This window comes from Mesorhizobium sp. M2A.F.Ca.ET.043.05.1.1, from assembly GCF_003952445.1.
Classification (GTDB): Bacteria; Pseudomonadota; Alphaproteobacteria; order Rhizobiales; family Rhizobiaceae; genus Mesorhizobium.
Genome location: NZ_CP034446.1, coordinates 3,649,650 through 3,673,224 on the forward strand (window position 1 = coordinate 3,649,650; position 23,575 = coordinate 3,673,224).

Genomic DNA, 23,575 nt, shown 5'->3' on the forward strand with positions numbered 1-23,575 from the left:
ATGCGCTGCGTTATGGCAGGTCATCAGGCGCTGAGGCCCGAGACGCCCTCGATCGACCAATCCCAGTAGTAGAGATCGAGGTCGGTCATGGTCTTGCCGGCCTCGACGCGGACCTTGCCGGTCGAGTCCTTGATCTCGCCGGTGAAGGGCGACCAGCCGTTGATGATCTTCTGCCGGACCTCATCGGCCGCTTTGGCGACATCGGCAGGGACCTTCTCGCCCCATGCGTCGCGGTCGATGCCCTTGCCCATCGCAAACAGGTTCTCGCTCGAGGTCCACTGGCCAGCCAGGCGCTTCTTCACCTGGTCGACGTAGAAGTCCTTGAAGTCGATGACGATGGACGAGACGTAGGCGTTCGGACCGTAGCGGCGGATGTCGGTGTTCCACATCGCTGCCCAGACGCCGCGCTTCTCGGCGACCTGCAGATAGGCGGCCTCGTCCATGATGCCGAACAGGAAGTCGCAGCCGTTGTCGATGAGCGCGGTGCCGGCCTGCGCGGCGGCCTGCGGGTCGAACCAGGAGTTGATGACGACCGCCTGCAGCGTGGCATTCGGATTGACCGAACGCGCGCCCATCAAAAAGGCGTTGGTGCCGCTGAACACCGACGGAACCGGGAAGGAGGCGACATAGCCGAGCTTGCCGGACTTGCTGAGATGGCCGGCGGCAACACCCACCACATAGGTCGGGTACCAATGGTTGAGATAGTACCAGCCGAGATTGTCCATCGTGGTGCGGCCGTCGCACTCCATGAAGCCGACGTCGGGCGCCCGCTTCACAACCTCGTGCAGGAAGTCGCCGGTGCTGGATGTGTCGAAGATGAGGTTGGCGCCTTCGCTCACGAACTGTCGGTAGATACGGGTGGCATCCGCCGAATACGGCACGTTCTCCACCTCGAGCACCTTCTTCAGCTTGGGGAACGCCTTCTGCACGGCCAGCACGCCCTGGTGGTGCGCCCAGGTCCAGCCTTCGTCGGTGACCGGACCGACATGGCCGAAGCCGATTACGGCATCTTCCTCGGCCACGGCCGGCAGCGGCGCCGCGGCGCGCGCGGCGCCGATCAGGCCCGTCCTGGGCAGCAGGAGCGAGGCGCCGACGGCGGCGCCCATGTTGAGGAATCCACGGCGGGAAAGCTTCTCGATACTGATCATGTTCTATCCTTTGCGCGATACACGGCGGTCAGTTTGGGAGGAGTTCGGTCTTCAGCAGGCCATCGATTTCCGCCGACCATTCGGACATCCATGCCTGCTTGGTTTCGTTGTCGAGCCATGCGGCCTCGAGGCCGGCGAGCGCGATCTTCTTCAGCGCTTCCGGCGAGAGCGCGAAATTGTCCATAACCAGCGCGTATTCGCGGTCGAGCGTGGTGGCGAACATCGGCGGATCGTCGGAATGGATGGTGACGTTGAGGCCAGCCTCGATCATGCGCCGAATCGCGTGGCCAGGAGCCGCAAGGTCGCGCCAGACGGTGGTTGCCAACGTCGTGCTGGGGCAGCAGGTGAAGACGATGCCGGCTTCCTTGCAGCGCTCGATCAGCGCGGGATCGTCGACCACGTGGTAGCCGTGGTCGATGCGGCGCACGCCGAGCAGGTCGATGCTGTCGGCAACGTTCTCGGCCGGGCCGGACTCGCCCGCATGGGCGGTGACATTCAGCCCCTCTGAGCGCGCGCGCTCGTACATCTTCACGTAGGGGGCCGGCGGAAACGGCGCCTCGTTGTAGTCAAGGCCGATGCCGATCACGTCGGGCATGCGCTCGGCCAGCACCATATCCAGGAACTGCTCGCCGCGTTCCGGTCCGAGTTCGCGGCTGTGCGCGGGAATGAGCTTGCAGACGATGCCATATTTTTCCTTGGCGCGCCGCATCCCGTCGAGGACGCCTCCGAGCATGGTGGAGTAGGAAACGCCGTGGGCGAGATGCGCATGCGGGCTGAAGAAGAGCTCGACGTAGCGCGCGCCGGCAACCGCGCAGCGCTCCAGCGCCTCGAAGGTGACCCTCGAGAAGTCCGCGGCGCTTTTGATCGAGGCGCAGACCAGGTCGTAGATTTTCAGGAAGTCGGGCAGGTTGTCGTAGCTGTACAACTCGGCTGTCGGCTTGGGCAGCGCGACCGAATTCAAAGCGGCGAGATCGGCGAAGGTAGAGGCGGAAACGGCGCCCTCGAGGTGCAGATGCAACTCGACCTTGGGCAGCTGCTGAACGAAGCTCGCCAAAGACATCAGCCTTCCCCATTGCGAGGCACAATGTCGCTGACGGCGCCATCTGCCTCATTTCCCTTTCGGCTCTTTCAGGCCGTTGCGGGACACCCACTCAACACGAAGTTGTTCGACTTTTTCGTCGTTTTCCGTGCCTTCAATTCTCCCTTACGCAACAGATGTCAGGGAAATTTGGCTTGCACAAGCCCCAAAATGATGCCTAATTAGACAGAAACGCAATATTGCCTAAAAATTGTGCAAATGGCTGGGATTGTAGGCAGCGTGCGTGGTGCCATGAAGCAGCGAGGGCTGGAGTGAAGGCGGTCTCGACCGAAACCGCCCGGCTGTCCTTCATCGGACGGCTGGTGCCGCCCAGCTTCGCCGAGTTCTGTGATCGGCGGGCGGAGAAGCTCGACCTGAAGATGGCGATCAGGAGCGTCGCCGCCGATCGCTTCACCGTTGAAGTCTCGGGCCAGCCCGACCTCGTCGACGCGTTCGAGATGGCGTGCAGTCTCGGCCCGCTCGACTGCCTCGTGCTCGACTATGAGCGCACCAGAATCCACAGCATTTCCAATGGGGAACAAGAACGATGACCACCGCGGGTGTCTGGCATCCGGTCGCGCTGTCGGCCTCGATCGAGCCGGGGAGCTCGGCCGGCACGCATATCGACGGCAAGGAGTTCGTCGTCTGGCGCGACAACAGCGGCGCACCGCATGTGTGGGAAGACCGCTGCCCGCATCGCGGCATGAAGCTGAGCTTCGGCTTCGTGCGCGGCGACCACATCGCTTGCCTCTATCACGGCTGGCAGTACGACACGGCCGGGCAGTGCCGCTACATCCCGGCTCATCCTGAGCTGGACGTGCCGGGGAGCATTAGGGTGCCGGTCTTCCAGACGGTCGAGGCGGCTGGCATGATCTGGGTGGCCACCGAGCCGACCGAGTCCGCGCCCCCTGCCCCGCAGGAGGCCGGCGAGACCGTATCGGTGCGCAGTGTCTTTTTCGGCGCAGCCATTGACGCGGTGCTGGCGGCGATCGAGACGACACCGTCGCGCCCTTTCAGCGACGAGGCTGCAGCCTCCGTCCTGCGCCAGATCGACGGCCGTCTCTACGCGCTGACGGTTGGCAACGATAGGCTTCTCCTCGGCCTGCATAGCCTTTCCGGAGAGCGCACGGCATTGCATGTCGTCATCGCCGGACCTGCCGCACGTTATGCCGGCAAGGGACAGGCGCATTTCCTGGCCTGGACGGCCGAACTGCGCCACCGCATCGAGACGCAGCCGGCAGCAGCGGTGGCCGCGTGATGGCCGGCATCGTCCTCTACAACTACGAGCTCGACGAGAACTGCTACAAGGTGCGGCTCGCGCTTTCGATGCTCGGCCTCGAATGGGAGCCGATCGCGGTCAACGCCTTCCCCGGCAACGAGCAGACGACGCCGCCCTTCCTGGCCATGAACCCGCTCGGCACACTGCCGATTCTGAAGGACGGCGACCTGACCCTGTTCGGCGCCGAAGCGATCCTTGCGCATCTCGCCCGCGCCAATGACGCTGCTGGCAAATGGCTGCCGGCGGAGGGCGCCGACTTCGCCGGCGTCATGCAGTGGCTCGTCTTCTCGGCCGGCGCGCTGGCGGTCGCGGGCGAGGCGCGCCGCAACTCACTGTTCGACACGCCGGGCAACGGCGAGGCGCTGCAGGCATCGGCGGGCAAGCTGTTGCGCATCATGGACGACCACATGATCGCGCGCGGCTACGAGGGCCTCGACTGGTTCGCGGCCGGCCATCCCACGATCGCCGACATCGCGCTGTTTCCCGCCTTCGCGCTCAGCCGCGATTTCGGGATCGACCACGATGAATATGCCGGGCTGCGGCGCTGGGGACGGCGCGTCCGTTCGCTCCCCGGTTTCGTAACCATGCCGGGCATTCCGGACTATTATTGAGGCGCAGGCGCCCAGGCAGAAGGCAGAAAAGTCATGAACACTCTCAGCCGCTTCTCGGTACAGCCGCTCTCGACCATGACGCGGAGGCTGGCCGACGTCGCCTTCGGCAGGCAGGAGCCCGACCTGGTCATTGCCGGGGCGCGCGTGCTGTCGACCTATTCCGAACGCATCCTGGCGGACCGCGAAGTCTGGATCTCGGGCGGGCGCATCGCCTCGGTGAAGCCCGCCGGCACCTACATGGGAACCGCCGCCGGGGTCTACCAGGCCAAGGGCGGCATCGTCGCGCCGGGACTGGTCGATCCGCACATCCACATCGAATCATCGATGGTCACGGCCTGCGCCTATGCGGAGGCCGCGCTGCTCAACGGCACCACGACCATCTTCTGCGACAGCCACGAGATCGGCAACGTGATGGACGTGGCGGGCGTCGAGGCAATGCTCGAAGACGCCCGCCAGGCGCCGCTCTCGATTTTCCTGACGGTGCCCAGCACAGTGCCGGCCACCTCGCCGCAGCTCGAAACGGCCGGCGGCGACCTGACGGCGGAAAAGATCGGCGCGCTGTTCGACAAATGGCCGGAAGCGGTGGCGCTCGGCGAAAAGATGGATTTCGTGCAGGTGGCGATGGGCGACGAGCGCAGCCATGCGATCCTCGCCGCGGCGCTCCAGCGCGGCCGCCCCGTCTCCGGCCACGTTTACGGCCGCGAATTCGTGGCGGCCTATGCCGCTTCCGGCGTGACCGACACGCACGAGGCGATCGACCGCGAGATCGCCGACGATATGCTGGAAGCCGGCATCTGGCTCTTCCTGCGCGGCGGCCCGCCGACGACGCCGTGGCACTCGCTCCCGCAGGCGATCAAGACGATCACTGAGCTCGGCGCCTCGCACAAGCGCGTCGCCGTGTGCACCGACGACCGCGACGCCGACGATCTGCTGCTCTTCGGCCTCGACTGGGTCACGCGCGAGGCGATGAAAGCCGGCATGAAACCGGAACAGGCCTGGGCGATGGGCTCGCTGCACGGCGCCACGCGCTTCGGCATGGAAGGCGAGATCGGGGGCTTGGGCGGCGGTCGGCGCGCCGACCTCGTGCTGCTCGACGATTCCTACAAGCCGGTGAACACCTGGTACGGCGGCGAACTGGTCGTCGAGGACCGCAGGATCACGCCGGTCCTCGACCAAGCGCTGTCGCAGCGTTACCGCTATCCCGAGGCGGCCTACCACACGGTGAAGCTGCCGAAGGCGATCAAGCTCACCCCGGACCTTCCGACCGAAAAGGTCGTGGCGCACACCATACGGACCGAGCTGCCGGGCATCACGCTCGGCCACGAGCGGATCACGCTCGAGCCGGCAAACGACTGGCAGACGCATTTCGACCGGCACGGACTCTGCTTCGTGACCGTGGTGGAACGGCATGGCAAGTCCGCCGGCAATGTCGCGCACGGGCTGCTCAGCAACTTCGCGCTGAAGCGCGGCGCGGTCGCATCCTCGGTCGGGCATGACAGCCACAACATCATCGTCGCGGGCGTCAACGAGGCCGACATGCAGGTCGCGCTGCGCGCGCTCGAGGAGAAGCAGGGCGGCGTCTGCGTGGTCCATGACGGCAAGGTGACCGCGATGGTCGACCTGCCGATCGCCGGGCTTCTGTCGGACAAGCGCGTCACCGAGGTTGCGGAGGAGATGAAGGTGCTGAAGCGCGAATGGGAAGCCGCCGGCTGCTCCATCCCCTATATGGGCTTCAACCTCATCCCGCTCTCCGTGATCCCGGAGATACGCATCACCGACAAGGGCCTCGTGCTGGTGCCGGAGATGGCAATCGTGCCGGCCTTCGAGGCGGCCTGAGTGGATCCCTACCGCCTCGGCCTCGTCTCGCCGCGTATCCACTATTTCCAGCTGGTGGCGCGGCTGGGCTCGGTGCGGCAGACCGCGCAGGTGCTCAACGTCGCGCCATCCTCCATCAGCCGCCTCATCAAGGCGCTGGAGGACGAGATCGGCACGCCGTTGTTCGAGCGGGTGCGGCAACGCCTGAAGCTGACCAGTGCGGGTGAGCTGCTGCTCTACCACGCCAAAGTGAGCACCTCCGAGCTTGGCCGCGCCTGGTCGGAGATCAACGACCTGCGCGGCCTCAACCGCGGCGGCGTCTCCGTGACCGTGGTCGAGAGCGTCGCGCGCGGCCTCATGCCGACCGCGCTGAAGGCGTTCTGGGAGCGTCACCCGCTGATCACGGTGGACGTGCGGGTCGCAGGGTCGCAGCAGGCGTGCGATGCCGTGGCGGAGGGCGACTGCCAGCTTGCGCTCGCCTTCGACGTGCAGGTGCCGCGCAGCGTGCGCAAGATCGCGGCAGCCATGCTGCCGCTCGGCGTGGTTGCGCATCCGGAGAGCCGCTTCGCCGGCCGCAAAGAGCTTAAGCTGTTCGACCTTTCCGGCGAGCGCGTGATCCTGTCGGACGGCAGCCTGGCGCTGGGGCTTTCGGTGGAAGAGGCTATCAGCCGCTCGATCATCGATCTGACACGGCGGTCTCGAACCAATTCGATCGGACTGATGATCGAACTGGCCAAGCTCAATCTGGGCACAGTGCTACAGACGCGCATCGGCGTCGAGGCGGAGGTCGCCGACGGGACGCTGATCTTCGTCCCGCTGCATGATGCCAAGATACCGCCGCGCCGGCTGATGCTGCTCACCCGGCCGGAGCGCGAGATGTCGGACGCGGCCTCCGCCTTCGCCACGCAACTGGCGCAGACGGTAGAGCGGCTCGGAAACGATCGATGACCACCGCCGCCAGTTGTTGCGTTCTTCGCATCATGTCGCGGCTTCCTTTTGCACTATTCGGAACATCTCCTTTTCTGCGAACCTGCGCCGGCAGGAGAGAATTCGCATGAAGAAAAGCGCGGTGGACGCCGTCATTCGCGGTCTGAAAAGAGCAGGAGTGTCGATCGTCTGCTACCTGCCGGATTCGCTGTTCAAGGAACTCTACCCTGCGCTCGACGCCGATCCCGACATCAGGACGATTCGCGTCACCAACGAGGGCGAGGGCGCGGCCATCTGCGGCGGCGTGTTCCTGTCGGGCAAGCGGGCCGCGCTGGTGATGGAGAACTCGGGCTTGCGTGCCTCGGTCGAGCCGCTGGCGCGCATGGGGCTGGGCGCCGGCATCCCGGTCGTGATGCTGATGAGCTACCGCGGCGAGCTCGGCGAGAACAACTGGTGGGCCATCCCCCACGGCATCACCATGGAGCCGGTGCTGGACGCGTTGCGCATCCCCTACCGCGTGGTGCGCGAGGAGGAAAAGATCGAACGGGCGATCGCAGACGCCTACTCCTGGTCCTACGCGTCCTACTACCATTCGGCGGTCGCGCTCGGCGGCGAGGTGGTGCGATGAAACGCTTCGACTGCATGAAGGCGCTCGCTGCCCGGCTGAAGGACGAGTTGGTGATCCTGTCGCTCGGCGGCAGCGTCGACGAATGGTACAACGCCGCGCCGCACATGCGCGAGGCGAGCCTCTTCCAGCAGCAGCTCGGCTGCGTGACCCCCCAGGCCCTCGGGCTGGCGGCCGGCCTGCCGCACCGGCGCATCGTCTCGCTCGACACCGACGGCGGCCTGCTCTTCAACCTCGGCATCCTCGCCACGCTCGGCAATGAGCAGCCGAAGAACCTGCTGGTCGTCGTCTGGGACAACGAGCAGTATTTGTCGATCGGCGGCCCGCCGACCCACACCGCCTTCGGCCGGGTGGACCTCGCCGCGATTGCCCGCGGCGCTGGGGTCAAGGACGCCTATCTGGTGCGCACGCTCGACGAGTTCGACGCCCACTGCAAGGCGGGGTTGGCCGCCGGGAAGCCGTACATCGTCGTCGCCAAGGTATCGGGCACGGTGCAGCCCGACATCAGGCGCAAGCACAGCGACGGCCGCGAGGACAAATACATCTTCGTGCGCCATGTCGAGGCGACAGAAGGCATAACCATCATGGGTCCGAGCGAGCACAACTGAAGTCCGCCCATGATCGCCTCCGCCCCAGCCATTCCCGCCAGGCCGCTCAAACCTTCCTACGACGTCATCGTGGTCGGCGCGGGCTCCGGCGGCGCAGCGGTGACGCGGCGGCTGGTGGACGCAGGCGCCGAGGTGCTGCTGATCGAGGCGGGGCCGGCCGGCATCGGCATCGCCGAGATCGACAATCCGGCGCAATGGGTGCCGCTCGGGCGCGGCGCCTATGACTGGGGCTACGACTACGCGCCCGCCCCGCCCGTCAACGGCCGCACCATCGGCATCCCGCGCGGCAAGGTGCTCGGCGGCTCCAGCGCCATCAATGCGATGATGTGGTATCGCGGCCATCCGCGCGACTACGATGCCTGGGAAAACGCCGGCGCGAAGGGCTGGAGCTTCGCTGACTGCCTGCCCTACTTCCGCCGCTGCGAGGACTGGCGGGACGGCGCCAGCGAATGGCGCGGCGCGGGCGGACCGCTGCGCATCGAGCGCGCGGCCGAAATGCATCCCGTGGCGCAGGCGCTCATCGACGGCGCGGCGGAGCTGGGCATCCCTGTCATCGACGATCCCAACGGTTCCGACAACGAGGGCGCCGCGCCCGCCAACTTCAACGTCGCCGGCGGCCGGCGCTGGAGCGCCGTGCAGGGCTACCTGCTGCCGATCCTCGACCATCCGCGCCTCACCGTCCTGACCGAATCGCTGGCCGTCGGGCTGGCGGTGGAGAACAGCCGGTGCGCCGGCGTGCGCCATCTCGTCGGCGGCGCGGAGCGGGAGACCCGCGCGCGAGAACATGTCGTGCTGGCCCTGGGTGCCATCGACACCCCGCGCCTGCTGATGCTCGCCGGCATCGGCGACCCGGCCGAGCTCGACAGGCTCGGCATCCCGACCGTCCACGCGCTTCCCGGCGTCGGCCGCAATCTCCAGGATCATCCGCTGGCGCAAGCCTGCGTCTTCCGGGCGAAACGGCCGCTCGGGCCGGTGACCGGCAATGGCGGCGGATCGATGGTGAACTGGAAATCGCGGCCGGACCTGCCGCAGGCCGACCTCCACGCCTTCCCGGTGCAGGGCAACAGCGCCGAGCCGGCGATCCGCGCCCGCTACGAGATTTCGGGCGACGTCTTCTCCTTCGGCGCGGGCGTGATGCGCTCGAAGAGCGTCGGCCATCTGCGGCTGCTGGAGGCCCGGCCGGGCGGCGCGCTGGAGATCCAGCCCAACTTCCTCGCCGAGTCCGAGGATCTGGAGGCGATGGTCACGGCGGTGGAGGCCGTCATCGAGATGGCGGCCGCGCGCGCCAACGCGCATGTCTTCGCCGGCTTCGCCGCGCCCGACCGGCGACTCTCGCGAAAGGAGACGGTCGCCTTCGTCCGCGACGCCTGCTCGACCTTCTTCCATACCTGCGGCACCTGCCGCATGGGCGAGGACGAGGAGGCCGTGGTCGACAGCCGCCTCGCGGTGCGAGGCATCGGCGGACTCACCGTCGCCGACGCGTCGGTGATCCCGATCATACCGAGCTGCAACACCCATGCGCCGGCAACGATGATCGGGGAACGCGCGGCCGACTTCATCCTGCAGGCGGCCTGAAACTTGCCTGGCTGTGGGGACAAGGGACGAACGGATGAGGGGAACGTAGTGAGTGAAAGCATGATCCTTGCAGGCGACCATCTGCTCACCATGGACGCGACCAACAGCGTCATCGCCGACGGCGCCGTGCTGATCGAGGACGGCCGCATCGCCGCGGTCGGCAAGCTGCGGGAGATCGCGGCCGACAACCCGTCGGCGCCGGTGAAAAAAATCACCGACAGCGTGCTGATGCCGGGCATCGTCAACGCGCACGCGCATTCAGGTTTCCTGCGCGGCACCGCCGAGCACCTGCCGGTCTGGGATTGGCTGACGCTGCACATCAACCCGATGCACAGGGTGCTGCAGCCGCACGAGGCAGAAGCCGCGTCGTGGCTGTGCTACGCCGAATCCGTGCTCGGCGGCACGACCACGGTCGTCGATATGTGGCGCTTCATGGAGGGCAGCGCCAAGGCGGCGGAAGCGATCGGCAACCGGCTCGTCGCCGTGCCCTATGTCGGCGAGCATCCGGACTACAACTATTTCGACACGCTCGACATGAACGAGGCGATGATCGAGACGTGGCATCGAAAGGCCGGCGGCCGCGTCAACGTATGGGTCGGTCTCGAGCATCTCTTCTATGCCGACGAGGCAGGGCAGCGCCGCGCCGTGGAGCTGGCGAAGAAGCGCGGCACCGGTTTCCACACCCACTGCAGCGAAGCCCAGATCGAGCTCGCCGAATTCGAGAGACGCTACGGCAAGCGGCCGATGTACGTGCTCGACGATCTCGGCTTCTTCGAAACGCCGCTCGCCATGATCGCGCACGGCGTATGGCTTGATTCCGCCGAGATTGAATTCATCGCGAAGCGCCGCGTGTCGGTCGCGCACAACCCCGTTTCCAACATGAAGCTCGCCAGCGGCATCGCGCTGGTCGGCGAGATGCTGGCCGCCGGCGTTGCGGTCGGCATCGGCACGGACGGCGAGAAGGAGAACAACAATTTCGACATGTTCGAGGAGATGAAGGTCGCCTCCCTGCTCGGCAAGCTCAAGGACCTCGACGCCGCCGCCATGGACAGTTGGCAGGTGCTGCGCATGGCGACGATCACCGGGGCAAAGGCGATCGGGCTCGACGCCGAGATCGGCTCGATCGAGCCCGGCAAACGCGCCGACATCATCGCGGTCCGCACCGACACGCCGCGCATGACGCCCCTCTACGGCGAAGGCCCCTACTTCAACCTGCAGCACAATCTGGTCCATGCCGTGCGCGGCAGCGACGTGGCAATGACGATGATCGACGGCCAGATCGTCGTCGAGGATGGCGAGATCAAGACCGCCGATCTGGGTGAGATCATCGCCGAAGTCCGCAAGGTGGCGCCCGGCCTCTTTGCCCGGCGAGCGGCCTTCCTCGCCGAGAATGCCGGCGGCGTCCGGCAATGGACCGACTGAACGGAGCGGAGCCATGAAGACGACCGACAGGGCGGCGCTCGACGAATGGTACGCGGTGGCGACCGCCGCGGAACTCGGACAAGCTCCGGTCGTGACACGCCTGCTCGGCCAGGACATCGAACTCTGCCGCGACGAGGCCGGAGTGCCGGTCATCCGTGAAATCTTGCACGACGGCGGAAGAAGCCGCGCCCTCCCCGCGCAGGAGCGCTACGGCTGCATTTGGACGACGCTTGGCCGCCCTAACAAGGACATTTTCGACATCGCCGAAAGCCATGAGGCGGACCGCCGCTTCGTGCCCTGCGGCTGGGTCAGGATGCGCGCCTCCGGCCTGCGCGTCGTGGAGAATTTCCTCGACATGGCGCATTTCCCCTTCGTGCACACCGACATACTCGGATCGGAGCCGCACACCGAGGTGCCGCGCTATCTGAGCGAGATCCGCCGCGACGTGGACGAGGTCTGGGCCACCAACTGCACCTTCTTCCAGCCGCGCATCGCGGCGACGGAAAGCTCAGGCGACTTCGTGCACCTCACCTACCGCGTGCCAAGCCCCTTCGTGGTGATGCTCTACCGCGTCTGCCCCAGCGCGCCGGACCGCCTCGATGCCATCGCGCTCTTCATCCAGCCGATCGAGGAGGATCTCTGCCGCGCGCAGCCGGTCATGTATCTCGTCGACGCGACCTCGACCGACACGGCGCTGCTCAATTTCGAGCAGGTGATCTTCCTGCAGGACCGGATCATAGTCGAGAACCAGCGTCCCCTCCTGCTGCCGCTCGAACCGCGCCTGGAGATCCCGACGCGGGCGGACGGCTCTTCGGTCGCCTATCGTCGCTGGCTCAAGGAGAAGGGCCTGCGGTTCGGAACGACGGGAGCGCACTGACCGTGCAGGTGCTTCGCCCGACATCGATCGCCGATGCGCTGGCCATCCTGGCGGGCGGCAATGCGAGATTGGTCGCCGGCGGAACCGCGCTCCAGTTGGAGTGGGCGAAAGGCCTGCCGAAGCCGCGCAGCCTTGTCGACATCGGCCAGATCGGCGGATTGAAGGGGATTGTCCCTGCCGGCAACGGGCTCCGGATCGGCGCACTCACGACGCTGGGCGCTGTGGAGCGTGACGCGACCGTGCGCGAAGAGCTGCCATTGCTCGCCGCGGCACTCCGCGCGACCGCAGGCCCGGCGGTCCGCAATCTGGCGACGGTCGGCGGCAACGTTGCCGGCCGAACCGGCTGCCTGCTCCCTGCCCTGCTCACGCTCGACGCCCGTGTCGAAAGCTCCTGCGTGGCGGGACGCCGGACCTTGCCGCTTTCCGAATGGCTGCGTCAGGAGCCCGGCGGCGAGATCATCGAAGCGATCACGGTCCCGGTTCCCGATGCACATGTCCGCTGGACGCATCGCAAAATCGGTCTTCGCATCGCCTTCACGCCGAGCGTGATCGGCGCCGCCGGGATCATCGAAATCGTCGACGGTCGTGTCGCAGCCGCACGCCTGGCTGTCGGCGGAGGCGTCGTGACGCCGGCCCGGCTCGGCGGAGCCGAGGCCCTGCTCGTCGGCCAGCCGTTTCCCGGCGTCGACTGGAACGCATTGCGGGCGGCGATCGAGGGCGAGATCGTCGCGCCGGACGATGCTTTCCGTTCCGCCCGCTATCGCCGCAAGGTTGCTGCCAACGCCCTCGTGCATGGGCTGGGTGGCGGCAAAACTGACGCGCAACCCTCCAGGCCCTCCGCTCCGGCTGCCCGCCCCGCCACGCCGCCGGCCGGCGAAATCCGGCTGACGCGCTGCACCGCCGGAGAACGCTGGCACATACGCCCAGACGGCCCGGCCAAGATCGAGGGCAAGCTGAGATACCTGACCGACCATCGCCAGCCGGGCATGCTGGTGGGACGGATCTTGCGCGCCGGCATTCCCCACGCGAGGATTCTCTCGATTGACACAAGCGCGGCTGAGGCCTTGCCCGGCGTCGCGGCAGTCGTCACGCATCGCGACATCGCCGGAAGCAACGCCTTCGGCATTGTCGTGCAAGACCAGCCGGCGCTCTGCTTCGACAAGGTCCGCTATGTCGGGGATGCCGTCGCAGCGGTGGCGGCGGTCGATGCCGAGACCGCCGAGCGCGCGCTCGGTCTCATCCGGGTGCGCTATGCGCCGCTGCCCGTCGTCTCCGATCCGGAGCAGGCGCTTTCAGCCGACGCCGAGCCCGTGCACGCGGCGGGCAATTTGCAAACCTCCCTCGGCTTCGAACGCGGTGACATCGCCGAGGGTTTTGCCCGCGCCGCCCACGTCGTCGAGGCCGTCTACGAAACGCCGCGCCAGATGCACGGTTTCATGGAGACCGAAGGCGGCCATGCCTTCGTAGATACGGATGGAACGCTGAATGTCTGTGCCGGCGGCCAATACGGCCTGCGCGACCGGCAGCAGCTTTCGCGCATCCTCGGCCTGCCGGAGGAGAAGATCCGGGTCGTGACCAGTCCGACGGGAGGCGCGTTCGGCGGCAAGGACGAGCTGACCGTGCAGCCGGCGCTGGCCCTGCTTGCGCTGAAGACCGGCCAGCCGGTGCGCCTGCAGCTCGACCGCGCCGAATCCGTCCTTGCCGGCGCCAAGCGCAACGCGATGACGATCCGCATGCGCACGGCCTGCGATGCGGACGGCTTGCTGCTTGCCCAACAGGTGGATGTGATCTCCGACGCCGGCGCCTACGCCTCGCTTGGGCCCGCAGTCCTGGAAACTGCGCTCGAACACGCCTGCGGGCCCTATGTGGTTCGGAATGTTCGCACGTCGGGCAGGCTCGCCTATACCAACAACGGCGTGTGCGGCGCCTTCCGCGGCTTCGGCGCCAACCAAATGGCCTACGCCGTCGAATGCCAGATGGACCGGCTGGCAGCGGAATGCGGACTCGACGTCTTCGAGATCCGGCGCAGGAATATGCGCAAGCCCGGCACGCGCGGCTATCTCGGCCAGGTCGTCGCGCCGTCCGAACGCCTCGAGGAAATGCTCAAGGCCGCCGCGGCCGACCCGATCTGGCAAAGGCCTCGCGGCCCATCCGATGATGGTTCGGAGATCGTCGGCACAGGCATGGCGATGAACTACCAGGGCAACGGGCTGGGCACGCTGCCGCCCGACCCGGGAGGCGGCGCGTTGCGGCTCGCTGCCGACGGCGCAATCGAGGCGCTCTACGGCTTGGACGAGATGGGCCAAGGCCTGCTGACCTCGATCAGGTCCGCCGTCGCCGCCGCGCTGGGTTGCGGCCGCGACGACGTCAGGCCGGTAACAGGCGATACGGGCCGGACCCCGGAATCCGGCTCGACCACGGCGTCGCGCGGGACCTTCGTCGTGTGGAAGGTCGCGGCGAAGACGGCTCCGGCGCTGGCCGAGCGCATCCTCGCTCGCGCGGCCGAACGCCTCGGCCGGGAGCCCGCGACCCTGGCGATCGCACCTGGCGGCATCGTCGAGCGCCATTCGAACAGCGGCGAGCTGCTGCTGAGCTTCGCCGCGCTGGCGGAAGGGCTCGATCCCGAGAAACTGCCTTTCGCGGCAACGAGCTTCGAGTTTCCCAAGTCTGACTATTTCGAGGGCAATGCCCGTATGATCTTCGCCTTCGGCGTGGCCCTGGCGCGGGTGGCCGTCAGCCGCATCACCGGGCAGGTGCGCGTGCTCGATCTCAGCCAGCATACAGCCGCCGGGCCGATCCTCGATCTCGCCGCCTATCTCGGCCAGATCGAAGGCGGCGGGCTGCAGGGCGTCGGCTTCACGCTGACGGAGCACGCCGCCATGCAGGACGGCCGCTACGTCACCGCCAACCTGGACACCTACATGATGCCCAGCATCGCCGACGCGCCCGAATCCGTCGCAACCTACGCGCTCGAGAACCTCGACCCAGGCGACCCGTTCGGGCCGCGCGGCGCCGGCGAGCTCGGCATCGGCGCGGTCACGCCGGCGATCGCCAATGCGGTTGCCGACGCGACCGGCGTCTGGCCGCACGCCGTGCCCTTCGATGCCGAAAGGCTGCTCGACGCGCTGGGAGCGGCGGCATGACCGAGACGATTGCCGTCGCCTTTCGCCTCAACGGCGCGGACACGGCGATGCAGGTCCCGCCGGACATGCGCCTCATCGACATGCTGCGAGAGCGGCTGGGGCTGACGGCAGCCAAGAAGGCGTGCGGCATCGGCCGCTGCGGCGCCTGCGCAGTCCTGATGGACGGGCGGCCGGTGAATGCCTGCCTGCTGATGGCATGGCAGATCGACGGCGCGGATATCCTCACGCCTGAAGGTCTCGACGCCCTGCCCGAGGCGGCCATCGTCCGCGGCGCGCTTGCCGAGGAGAACGCCTTCCAGTGCGGCTACTGCGCGCCGGGCTCCACGATCGCGCTCACGGCGCTGCTGCGTGAGCACCTCGACGCCGACGAGCCCGCCATCCGCGCGGCGCTCGAAGGCAACATCTGCCGCTGCACCGGCTATCACTCCATCATCCGTGGAGCGCTCGCCGCCGTCAGGGCAATGGCGGACCGCAGCGCTCCGCCATCCACTCAGGGCTGAGAACGGAATCCAGGCCATGACCATCGCCATCCGCAACAGCGATCCCAGGCACGAAGGCGTGAAGGCCTTTCTCGCGCGACCACGCCTGCAGCACCTGATCGGCGGCCGATGGTACGACGCTTCCGATGGCGCGACCATGCCGGCCACCGATCCCGCCAGCGGATGCCTGCTCGCCAACCTTGCGCAAGGCACCGCGGAGGATGCCGACCGGGCCGTAGCGGCGGCTCGCTGTGCGTTCGAGAGCGATGCCTGGCGCGGCATGACGCCCTCGGCGCGCGGCAAGCTTTTGTGGCGAATCGGCGAGGCGATCGACCGCCAAGCGGACGAGCTTGCCGAGCTCGAGACCCTCGACCAGGGCAAATCGCTGAAGACCGCGCGCTTCGGCGAAATACCGGCAGCCGCCGAGCAGTTCCGCTACTTCGCCGGCTTCGCCACCAAGATCCTGGGCACGACCATTCCCACCTCCATCTCGCACCAGCCGATGGGCAAGAAGATCTTCGCCTATACCACGCGCGAGCCGATCGGGGTGGTGGCAGCCATCACGCCGTGGAATTCGCCGCTGCTGATGGCGGCGATGAAGCTCGCGCCCGCGCTCGCCACCGGCTGCACCGTGGTGTTGAAGCCGGCGGAGGAGACCTCGCTCACGGCGCTGAGGCTCGGCGAGCTCCTGATCGAGGCCGGCCTGCCGGCCGGCGTCGTCAATATCGTCACCGGCCCGGGCGAGACGGTCGGCGCCGCGCTTGCCGCGCATCCGGGTGTCGACAAGGTCGCCTTCACCGGCTCGACCGAGGTCGGCAAGCTGATCGTCACTGCCGCAAGCGGCAATCTGAAGAAGCTCACGCTCGAGCTCGGCGGCAAGTCGCCGGCCATCGTCATGCCCGATGCCGATATGGAGCTCGCGATCCCCGGCATCGCGCGCGGCATCTTCGCCAATGCCGGCCAGGTCTGCGTCGCCGGCTCACGCGTCTATGCCCATCGCTCGATCTGCGAAAAGCTGATCGAGGGGCTGGCAAGGGAGGCGGCGAAGCTGAGGCTCGGTCACGGGCTCGATCCCGATACCGATCTCGGACCGCTGGTCAACGCGGTCCAGGCCGAACGCGTCGCGGCTTATGTCGCGGAAGGCGAGCAAGCCGGCGCCGACATCGTTGTCGGCGGAAAGCGGACGGGTACCTTCTTCGAGCCTACCGTGGTCACAAGCGTCAGGCCGCAGATGCGCATGATGCGCGAGGAGATTTTCGGACCCGTCGTCGCCGTGACGCCGTTCGACGAGCTGGATGAGGCGGTCGCCTTTGCCAATGACTCGCCCTATGGCCTCGCGGCAAGCCTATGGACGCGCGATCTCTCCACCGCGCATCGTCTGTCGGCGCGCATCCGTTCCGGCACCGTATGGATCAACTGCCACTCCTACTTCTCGCCGGAGCTGCCCAAGGGTGGTCACAAGCAGTCTGGTTGGGGCTACGAGAACGGCGCACCCGGCCTGGAGAACTATCTCGAGGCGAAGACGGTGTGCGCCCTGGTCTGACGCGGTGCTTTTGTGCTGAGCACCGGTTCAGACTCCCGGCCGGGAAAGACGTGGTCCTCGGCACTCTGTTCCTCGTCGCAGTGACCTTCGAGGTATTCGAGGGCTGGCAGCCGATGGGACGCACTGATGCTCCCTCCTTGCTGTCAGCTAGGCGCAGGCAACTGCCCTCGATGTCGACTCCGCCTCAACGCAGACCGATGACCTCGCTGCGCCGGTAGCCCGTCAAGGCCGGATCATTGTTGCGGTTTCATGGGCTCGTGCACGAAAGAGACAGCCAGGCCTCCTGGCCATCGAATGTCGGCGCGAGCGCGGCCCGCCGGCGAGCACGCTATCGATGCCGAGAACGGCTTCGAGACGCATGATCTGCTGCTCACTTCGCGCCGCGCTTGCGCCGGCGACGATCAGGAACCCCGTGCGTGACGCGGGCGGCGGTTGATATTCACAAGCTGCATCGCCGTTGCGAGGAGCGCGAATGTCAGGCCGAGCCCGACGACACCGGTCCAGCCGCCGAGTTGCCAGGCCGTCGTGCCGCCTGCGGAGCCGAGCGCACCGCCAAGGAACATCGCGCCGACGAGGACGGTGTTGAGCCTGGCTCGAGCCTCTGGACGCAGTTCGAAGACGATGTGCTGATTCGAGACCAGGGCCGACTGCATAGCGAAGTCGAGCAGCAGTACACCGACAATCAAGCCCGTGAGCGAGGTCCAGGCACCGAAGATGAACCAGGACAGCAATGTCACGACGGCGCCCGTCGCGACAATTGGCGCGGGGCCGCGGGCATCGGCGAAGCGACCGGCCAGCGGCGCGGCGAAGATGCCGACGGCCCCTAGGACGCCGAAAAGCCCGGCGACATCCGCTCCAAGGTGGAAAGGAGGCGCTTGAAGTCGAAAGGCGAGCACCGTCCAGAACACAATGAACGCCGCGAAGATAAGCGCCTGGGTGATGGCCGCGAGCCGCAAGGCTGGAAATTCCCACCAAAGACCGAAGATCGAACGCAGCAGCTTCCCATAGCTGAGGTCGGATTCAGGCGGTGTCGCCGGCAGGATCAGCCACATCAGCCCACCTGCGGCGAGCGCCATCGGCGCACCCAGCCAGAACATCTCTCGCCAACCCGCCTGGGTCGCTACAAAACCGGCGAGCGTCCGGCTCAATAGAATGCCCGTCAGAATGCCCGCCAGGACCGTACCGACGGCAGCCCCTCTGCGCTCCGGTGGCGATAGATGCGCGGCCAATGGAACGATCTGCTGGGCGACCGTGGCCGAGAGCCCCACCACGAGAGACGCGAGGACGACGAGCAATGCGTTCGGGGCCATTGCGGCCAGCACGAGCGCTATGGCGAGAAAGCCGAACTGCAGAACGATCAATCGCCGCCGTTCAACGATGTCGCCGAGCGGCACGAGCAGAAAAAGTCCGCAGGCGTAGCCAAGCTGGGTTGCGGTCGGCACCAGTTCAGTCAGTCGGCCGGGCAGCGCTTCTTCGATAAGGCCGAGCATCGGCTGATTGTAGTAGATGTTCGCCACTGCGATGCCCGCGGCGGTCGCCATGGCATAGATCGCCGATCCTCGCAGCACCGTCGGAACTGCGGCACCGATAACCTCCTGTCGCATTTGTCAGTCTCTCCTAAGCAGATCTGCGTTCAGCCCTGGGTGAAGTTCGCAAAGAGTTTGCGGTCGCTTGCACCATAGCGACCGCAACCGGAGCGCCTGAGAGATCCGTGACGAACCACGCACAGGCGACCCTCGCGCATGAAGCTGCCGACGTTGCCGACAATCGTCGCCGCCCAGCGCGCCGCGAAGACCTTCTGCAGGGGTGCGGAACTCGAGGGCACATCGCTCAGCTAGCCGCTCCCTTCACCCGCACAAGGTCATCTAGCGCGACCAGGAGGAAGCCGCCGATCAGGCCGAGATGCTCGAAGAAGGCGTTCGTCGCCATCATCCGTTCCTGTCCCGGCGGCAACTCCCAGAAACGCAGGGCGATGAACGTAGCAACCAGGGTGAAGCCGGCAAGGAAGAGTGCGGCGAGCCACCGCCAGCGGCCGGTCAGGATCATCGCGGTCGTCACGAGTTCGAGGATGATCACCAAGACAGCGAAGACGGGCGCGGGCGACAGGCCGAAATGGCTCATCTCGCCGATGGCGCCATTGAAATCGAGTATCTTGGTCACCGGTCCCTGAATGTAGGCTGCGCAGAGCAGAAGCAAAGCGAACCAACGTAGTGCTGGAGCCTGGCTTGCAGGCACGGTCGCGGAATCCGATATCGACATCGTTCATGGTCTCCCATTTCGTAAAAGGCCGATTGGCCCGCGCTGGCTCTCGCAACCACGCATCTTCTTGACCCCCGCGTTTGGCATTTTCAGGCGATGACCGCTGACGGCGAAGAGCACGACGAGCAGAAGGCGGTCCGCAGGAAGGCTGATGTCGCGCATCACACCGCCCAGCAGGCGCAGCCTAGGGCGCCCCAGAAGTTCTTGAGATCGGAGACCGGCAGCCTGCTCGACCAGGCCCGCGCATGGTCATGGCCATGGACGCCGCAGGAGTTGACGCAGCCGCAGTTGGTCATGGCTGCCCGCCGCAAGGAGTGCTTGCCGGCACCCTCCGGTTCACCCCAGGCCGCATAGCCCTTGAAGGTCCTGACCGGCGACCAGTCGGGCATGGCCGAAGGGGGCGCGCTTTCGTTAAGGCTTGCGAAGTCCCCAGTGCCATAGACAATCTTGCCACCGACAACCGTCAGATCGGCGGTGATGTGCGAAATCTCGTCCTCCGGACACGAGAAGAAGTCGCGGTCGGGCACGATCAGGTCGGCGAATTGGCCGACGGCGATCTGGCCCTTCTTCCCCTCCTCGTTGGAAAACCAGGTCACCTTCTCCGTCATCATCCTGAGCGCGGTCTCGCGATCGAGGCAATTGCGCTGCGGGGTCATGCGGAGGCCGCCGACGGTGCGGCCAGTGACCAGCCAGGAGAGCGAGACCCAGGGATTGTAGGAGGCGACGCGGGTGGCGTCGGTGCCGGCCGAAGTCTTCACACCCTTACCCAGCATCCGTGCCACCGGCGGGGTCGCCTCGGCTGCGCGAGCGCCATAGCGCTCGACGAAATACTCGCCCTGATAGGCCATGCGATGCTGCACGGCGACGCCGCCGCCAAGCGCCGCTATGCGATCGATCGAGCGCTCCGAGATGGTCTCGGCGTGGTCGAAGAACCAATTCAACCCCTTGAGGGGAATGTCCCGGTCGACCTTCTCGAAAACGTCGAGCGCGCGCGAGATCGTCTCGTCATAAGTCGCGTGCAGGCGCCAGGGCCAGCGATTCTCGGCCAGGATGCGAGCGACGCCCTCGAGGTCGCCTTCCATCTCAGGCGGCATGTCGGGGCGCGGTTCACGGAAATCCTCGAAATCGGCGGCCGAAAAGACGAGCATCTCGCCGGCGCCGTTGTGGCGGAAATAGTCGTTGCCCTGCTTGTATTTGGAGGTTCTGCTCCAGTTGAGAAAGTCCTCCTTCTCCTGCTTCGGCTTCTGCGTGAACAGGTTGTAGGCGAGGCGGATGGTCAATTGACCGTCATCGGCGAGCTTCTGGATAACGGCGTAGTCGTCCGGATAGTTCTGGAAGCCGCCGCCGGCGTCAATCGCCCCCGTCACGCCGAGTCGGTTGAGTTCGCGCATGAAGTGGCGGGTCGAATTGACCTGGTAATCGAAGGGCAGCTTGGGCCCTTTGGCGAGCGTCGCATAGAGGATGCCGGCATTGGGCTTGGCAAGCAGCAAGCCGGTCGGATTGCCGTTGGCGTCGCGGGTGATCTCACCGCCGGGCGGGTTGGGGGTATCCTTGCCGTAACCGACGGCACGCAGTGCCGCCCCGTTCAACAAGGCTCGTTCGTAGAGGTGCAGAATGAACACCGGGGTGTCGGGTGCTACCGAATTGAGTTCCTCGATCGTAGGCAGGCGCTTCTCGGCGAACTGATGTTCGGTGAAGCCGCCGACGACACGCACCCATTGCGGCGGCGGCGTCACCGCAACCTGGCGCTTGAGCATGCCCATGGCATCCGCCAGCGAACGCACGCCGTCCCAACGCAGTTCCATGTTGAAGTTCAATCCGCCGCGGATGATATGCAGATGGTTGTCGATCAGTCCCGGAAGCACCCGGCGTGCCTTGAGGTCGACTATTTCAGTATTGTGACCGGCATGGACCATCACGTCCGCCTCGCCACCAACCGCGAGGAACACGCCATCCTTGATCGCGACGGCACTTGCCGACGGCCTGCTTCGGTCGAGCGTGGTTATCTGGCCGCTGTGGAAGATGACGTCTGCTGTCAAAGGCTTGTCTCCGGGTTGTTGGGATTGGCCTTGGGCCAAGGCGGACAGCGCAAGGCCGGGAAGGACGAGCCCGCCGAGGACGGCGCGACGCGTCGGCACTACGCGCGCTCGCTTTTCTTCATCTCGTCCTGCCCCGGCTGGGCGCCGCGCGGCAGGTGACCGAAGACATGAGGCCTGACCTGATTCTCCCAGGACTGCAGGGCCGACTCCTTGGCCCACAGACCCCGCACCAGCGGCGGCAACTGCTCACCAATCAAGATGCCCAGAAGCCCCACGAGCGCCACGACCGGCGGCGCCGGTGAACGAACGTTGATAAGGCCGTAGATGACGCCGACGAGCAGGCCCGCGCCAAGGGATAGTAAGTAGACTTTCATCTGCGCACCCGGTGCCGTAATGGAGAGGCCGGTCCATCGCGTTGGAGGGCCTCTTTGTCGCCGAAGGGTGCGAAAAGTGGGCGCTTGCGTCTTGTAGAATTGAACTGTGCTTTGTCTGATTTCGGTGGCATTTCGGAACCGCTTTCAACCGCCACTGCTGGGGCGCGCTTTCCGCCGGCAACGCCGGTATCAACAATCCGAGGACGTCGACATGATCGCTCTTCAGTCAAGTGGCATTCATCATGTCACCTTGATCACCCGCAATGTGCAGGCGAATGTCGATTTCTATGTTGGCTTCCTTGGATTGCGGCTGGTCAAACGCACCGGCGGTTATGAGGATGCCGAACAGCTGCATCTTTTTTACGGTGACAGGCTTGGCTCTCCTGGCTCGCTCGTCACCTTCCTTGTCTGGGAAGACGGCGCGCCAGGGCGCGTTGGCAATGGCCAGGTTCTTGAAATAGCCTTCGCGATTCCCCCAGCCAGCCTCGGCGAGTGGATGACGCGCGCGCTGCGATACGGCGTTGCGGTGGATGGGCCGACGCACGAGTTCGGCGAAGCCGTGTTGCGACTGAAGGATCCGGACGGCTTCATCGTCAAGCTGGTCGTCTCCGATATTCCAGCGTCGCATCCATGGGGCAACCTGGAAATCGCCCCGCGACGGTTGCGGGCGTTGACGATCCTGTCGGAGGTCCCGGAAGAGACCGCTGCTTTCATCGAGAGGTTCGGTTATCAGCGTGGTCCCAGCCGGGGCAATATCACGCGCCTTCTGTCTGCCACCGATGCCGTCGACATCCGCGATGGCTCTGGTTATGTGCCTGGCGTTCCCGGCACCGGTACAGCCGACCACGTCGCATTCCGTGCTCCGGACGCGGCGGCCATTAGCGCGTTGCGGACGCAACTGTCGAAGCTCAATTCATCGCCCACCAATGTCCACGATCGGCGCTATTTCACGTCGCTTTACGTGCGCGAACCGGGAGGCACATTGCTGGAAGTGGCAACGGACGGGCCGGGTTTCGCTGTCGACGAAGCACCGGAGCACCTGGGGACGACCCTAATGCTGCCGCCGACCGACAAAGACCGCGCCGACGATCTTCAGATCATGTTGCCGCAGTTCGCCATGCCTGGAGAGCCGCGTTTGCCGCGGCGCGACCTGCCATTTGTGCATCGCTTCTTCACACCCGAAGATCCGGACGGCAGCACAATCGTCGTGCTGCATGGAAGCGGCGGGACGGAAGCGGATCTGATGCCGTTGGCGCATCGGGTGGCGCCGCGCGCCACACTGCTCGGCGTGCGTGGACGCAGCCACGAAGAGAGCAGCGCGCGCTGGTTCCGCCGGGTGACGGCCACAACCTTCGACCAGGCGGACATCAAGGCTGAGGCCGAGGCGTTCGCCGCCTTCGTGGGCGGCGCCATCACAGGTTACGGGCTCGAGCCCGCACGCATGACCTTTCTCGGCTTTTCCAACGGCGCGAATTTCGCGGCCGCGGTGATTGGTCTCCAACCGGGAGTCATCTCTCGAGCGATCCTGTTGCGGGCAATACCGGTTCTGGAGACTTTGCCCGCGGCCGACCTAACTGACGTTGACGTTCTGATGGTCCCCGGCTCGCGCGATCCGTTGGGCGACGGCTCTCGGCTGGCGAATTGGTTCGGAGCGTCCGGCGCGACGCTGCGAGTGCACACCATCGAAGCAGCGCATGAGCTTGTGCCGGAGGACGCGGTAGTCGCGCGCGAATGGCACAGCAGGAACTATGGCGAGGATCATGGCTGACATCG

The 23,575-nt window shown here is 66.2% G+C and carries 20 protein-coding genes; 14 read left to right on the forward strand and 6 right to left on the reverse strand.

Annotated features, from left to right (window positions below; all coding sequences use genetic code 11):
• Positions 1 to 23: 23 nt before the first annotated feature.
• Positions 24 to 1,148, reverse strand: coding sequence for a BMP family ABC transporter substrate-binding protein (locus EJ069_RS17895; RefSeq protein WP_126062433.1), 1,125 nt, complete (start codon positions 1,146 to 1,148; stop codon positions 24 to 26).
• A gap of 28 nt (positions 1,149 to 1,176) precedes the next feature.
• Positions 1,177 to 2,208: an adenosine deaminase gene (gene add, locus EJ069_RS17900; RefSeq protein WP_126062434.1), complete on the reverse strand. Its 1,032-nt coding sequence runs from the start codon at positions 2,206 to 2,208 to the stop codon at positions 1,177 to 1,179.
• 290 nt (positions 2,209 to 2,498) lie between these two features.
• Here add and EJ069_RS17905 point away from each other — a divergent pair, with 290 nt between their 5' ends.
• The 13 genes from EJ069_RS17905 (at position 2,499) to EJ069_RS17965 (ending at position 17,130) form a co-directional block, all read left to right on the forward strand.
• Positions 2,499 to 2,777 carry a hypothetical protein gene (locus EJ069_RS17905; protein ID WP_245456158.1) on the forward strand — a complete coding sequence of 93 codons (279 nt, stop codon included), beginning with the start codon at positions 2,499 to 2,501 and terminating at the stop codon, positions 2,775 to 2,777.
• Complete coding sequence (locus EJ069_RS17910) at positions 2,774 to 3,484, forward strand: Rieske (2Fe-2S) protein (RefSeq protein ID WP_126062435.1); 711 nt, start codon at positions 2,774 to 2,776, stop codon at positions 3,482 to 3,484. Before EJ069_RS17905 ends, EJ069_RS17910 begins: the two co-directional genes overlap by 4 nt.
• Entirely contained in the window at positions 3,484 to 4,116 is a 633-nt protein-coding gene (locus EJ069_RS17915) for a glutathione S-transferase family protein (RefSeq protein ID WP_126062436.1), read from the forward strand. Before EJ069_RS17910 ends, EJ069_RS17915 begins: the two co-directional genes overlap by 1 nt.
• 33 nt (positions 4,117 to 4,149) lie before the next feature.
• The gene (locus tag EJ069_RS17920; RefSeq protein ID WP_126062437.1) at positions 4,150 to 5,952 is read left to right on the forward strand and encodes an adenine deaminase C-terminal domain-containing protein; all 1,803 of its coding nucleotides are present in this window, start codon (positions 4,150 to 4,152) and stop codon (positions 5,950 to 5,952) included.
• Complete coding sequence (locus EJ069_RS17925) at positions 5,953 to 6,879, forward strand: LysR family transcriptional regulator (RefSeq protein ID WP_126062438.1); 927 nt, start codon at positions 5,953 to 5,955, stop codon at positions 6,877 to 6,879.
• Between the two features lie 106 nt (positions 6,880 to 6,985).
• Complete coding sequence (locus tag EJ069_RS17930; RefSeq protein WP_126062439.1) at positions 6,986 to 7,486, forward strand: thiamine pyrophosphate-binding protein; 501 nt, start codon at positions 6,986 to 6,988, stop codon at positions 7,484 to 7,486.
• Positions 7,483 to 8,091 (forward strand): thiamine pyrophosphate-dependent enzyme, encoded by a 609-nt coding sequence (locus tag EJ069_RS17935; protein WP_126062440.1) that lies wholly within the window; start codon positions 7,483 to 7,485, stop codon positions 8,089 to 8,091. The genes EJ069_RS17930 and EJ069_RS17935 overlap by 4 nt, the downstream gene beginning before the upstream one ends.
• A 9-nt stretch (positions 8,092 to 8,100) precedes the next feature.
• A complete protein-coding gene (locus EJ069_RS17940) occupies positions 8,101 to 9,666 on the forward strand; it encodes a GMC family oxidoreductase N-terminal domain-containing protein (RefSeq protein ID WP_126062441.1) in 1,566 nt (521 codons plus the stop codon).
• A 48-nt stretch (positions 9,667 to 9,714) separates the two neighbouring features.
• Positions 9,715 to 11,088 carry an amidohydrolase gene (locus EJ069_RS17945; protein ID WP_126062442.1) on the forward strand — a complete coding sequence of 458 codons (1,374 nt, stop codon included), beginning with the start codon at positions 9,715 to 9,717 and terminating at the stop codon, positions 11,086 to 11,088.
• Positions 11,089 to 11,101: 13 nt separating this feature from the next.
• The gene (locus EJ069_RS17950; RefSeq protein ID WP_126062443.1) at positions 11,102 to 11,965 is read left to right on the forward strand and encodes an aromatic ring-hydroxylating dioxygenase subunit alpha; all 864 of its coding nucleotides are present in this window, start codon (positions 11,102 to 11,104) and stop codon (positions 11,963 to 11,965) included.
• Positions 11,966 to 11,967: 2 nt separating this feature from the next.
• Positions 11,968 to 15,108, forward strand: a complete 3,141-nt coding sequence (locus EJ069_RS17955) for a molybdopterin cofactor-binding domain-containing protein (protein WP_126062444.1) — start codon at positions 11,968 to 11,970, stop codon at positions 15,106 to 15,108.
• Positions 15,105 to 15,608: a (2Fe-2S)-binding protein gene (locus EJ069_RS17960; RefSeq protein ID WP_126062445.1), complete on the forward strand. Its 504-nt coding sequence runs from the start codon at positions 15,105 to 15,107 to the stop codon at positions 15,606 to 15,608. The genes EJ069_RS17955 and EJ069_RS17960 overlap by 4 nt, the downstream gene beginning before the upstream one ends.
• A 16-nt stretch (positions 15,609 to 15,624) precedes the next feature.
• The gene (locus tag EJ069_RS17965) at positions 15,625 to 17,130 is read left to right on the forward strand and encodes an aldehyde dehydrogenase family protein (RefSeq protein WP_126062446.1); all 1,506 of its coding nucleotides are present in this window, start codon (positions 15,625 to 15,627) and stop codon (positions 17,128 to 17,130) included.
• A gap of 401 nt (positions 17,131 to 17,531) precedes the next feature.
• On the opposite strand, the gene EJ069_RS17975 is transcribed toward EJ069_RS17965, so the two are convergent.
• The 4 genes from EJ069_RS17975 to EJ069_RS17995 form a co-directional block, all read right to left on the reverse strand.
• Positions 17,532 to 18,734 (reverse strand): MFS transporter, encoded by a 1,203-nt coding sequence (locus tag EJ069_RS17975; protein WP_210211301.1) that lies wholly within the window; start codon positions 18,732 to 18,734, stop codon positions 17,532 to 17,534.
• A gap of 226 nt (positions 18,735 to 18,960) precedes the next feature.
• Positions 18,961 to 19,389 carry a DoxX family protein gene (locus tag EJ069_RS17985; protein WP_126062447.1) on the reverse strand — a complete coding sequence of 143 codons (429 nt, stop codon included), beginning with the start codon at positions 19,387 to 19,389 and terminating at the stop codon, positions 18,961 to 18,963.
• A gap of 161 nt (positions 19,390 to 19,550) precedes the next feature.
• Positions 19,551 to 21,428 (reverse strand): amidohydrolase, encoded by a 1,878-nt coding sequence (locus EJ069_RS17990; protein WP_189475867.1) that lies wholly within the window; start codon positions 21,426 to 21,428, stop codon positions 19,551 to 19,553.
• Between the two features lie 98 nt (positions 21,429 to 21,526).
• Complete coding sequence (locus EJ069_RS17995) at positions 21,527 to 21,802, reverse strand: XapX domain-containing protein (RefSeq protein ID WP_126062449.1); 276 nt, start codon at positions 21,800 to 21,802, stop codon at positions 21,527 to 21,529.
• Between the two features lie 211 nt (positions 21,803 to 22,013).
• On the opposite strand from EJ069_RS17995, the gene EJ069_RS18000 reads away from it, so the two are divergent.
• On the forward strand, positions 22,014 to 23,570 hold the full coding sequence (locus EJ069_RS18000) for a VOC family protein (protein WP_126062450.1): 1,557 nt from the start codon (positions 22,014 to 22,016) through the stop codon (positions 23,568 to 23,570).
• Positions 23,571 to 23,575: the final 5 nt, after the last annotated feature.

Coding starts and splice junctions, on each gene's coding strand:
- EJ069_RS18000 (WP_126062450.1), top strand. CDS start 22,014: ATGATCGCTCTTCAGTCAAGTGGCATTCATCATGTCACCTTGATCACC.
- EJ069_RS17975 (WP_210211301.1), bottom strand. CDS start 18,734: ATGCGACAGGAGGTTATCGGTGCCGCAGTTCCGACGGTGCTGCGAGGA.
- EJ069_RS17935 (WP_126062440.1), top strand. CDS start 7,483: ATGAAACGCTTCGACTGCATGAAGGCGCTCGCTGCCCGGCTGAAGGAC.
- EJ069_RS17950 (WP_126062443.1), top strand. CDS start 11,102: ATGAAGACGACCGACAGGGCGGCGCTCGACGAATGGTACGCGGTGGCG.
- EJ069_RS17985 (WP_126062447.1), bottom strand. CDS start 19,389: ATGTCGATATCGGATTCCGCGACCGTGCCTGCAAGCCAGGCTCCAGCA.
- EJ069_RS17940 (WP_126062441.1), top strand. CDS start 8,101: ATGATCGCCTCCGCCCCAGCCATTCCCGCCAGGCCGCTCAAACCTTCC.
- EJ069_RS17960 (WP_126062445.1), top strand. CDS start 15,105: ATGACCGAGACGATTGCCGTCGCCTTTCGCCTCAACGGCGCGGACACG.
- EJ069_RS17895 (WP_126062433.1), bottom strand. CDS start 1,148: ATGATCAGTATCGAGAAGCTTTCCCGCCGTGGATTCCTCAACATGGGC.
- EJ069_RS17910 (WP_126062435.1), top strand. CDS start 2,774: ATGACCACCGCGGGTGTCTGGCATCCGGTCGCGCTGTCGGCCTCGATC.
- EJ069_RS17965 (WP_126062446.1), top strand. CDS start 15,625: ATGACCATCGCCATCCGCAACAGCGATCCCAGGCACGAAGGCGTGAAG.
- EJ069_RS17915 (WP_126062436.1), top strand. CDS start 3,484: ATGGCCGGCATCGTCCTCTACAACTACGAGCTCGACGAGAACTGCTAC.
- EJ069_RS17920 (WP_126062437.1), top strand. CDS start 4,150: ATGAACACTCTCAGCCGCTTCTCGGTACAGCCGCTCTCGACCATGACG.
- EJ069_RS17995 (WP_126062449.1), bottom strand. CDS start 21,802: ATGAAAGTCTACTTACTATCCCTTGGCGCGGGCCTGCTCGTCGGCGTC.
- EJ069_RS17930 (WP_126062439.1), top strand. CDS start 6,986: ATGAAGAAAAGCGCGGTGGACGCCGTCATTCGCGGTCTGAAAAGAGCA.
- add (WP_126062434.1), bottom strand. CDS start 2,208: ATGTCTTTGGCGAGCTTCGTTCAGCAGCTGCCCAAGGTCGAGTTGCAT.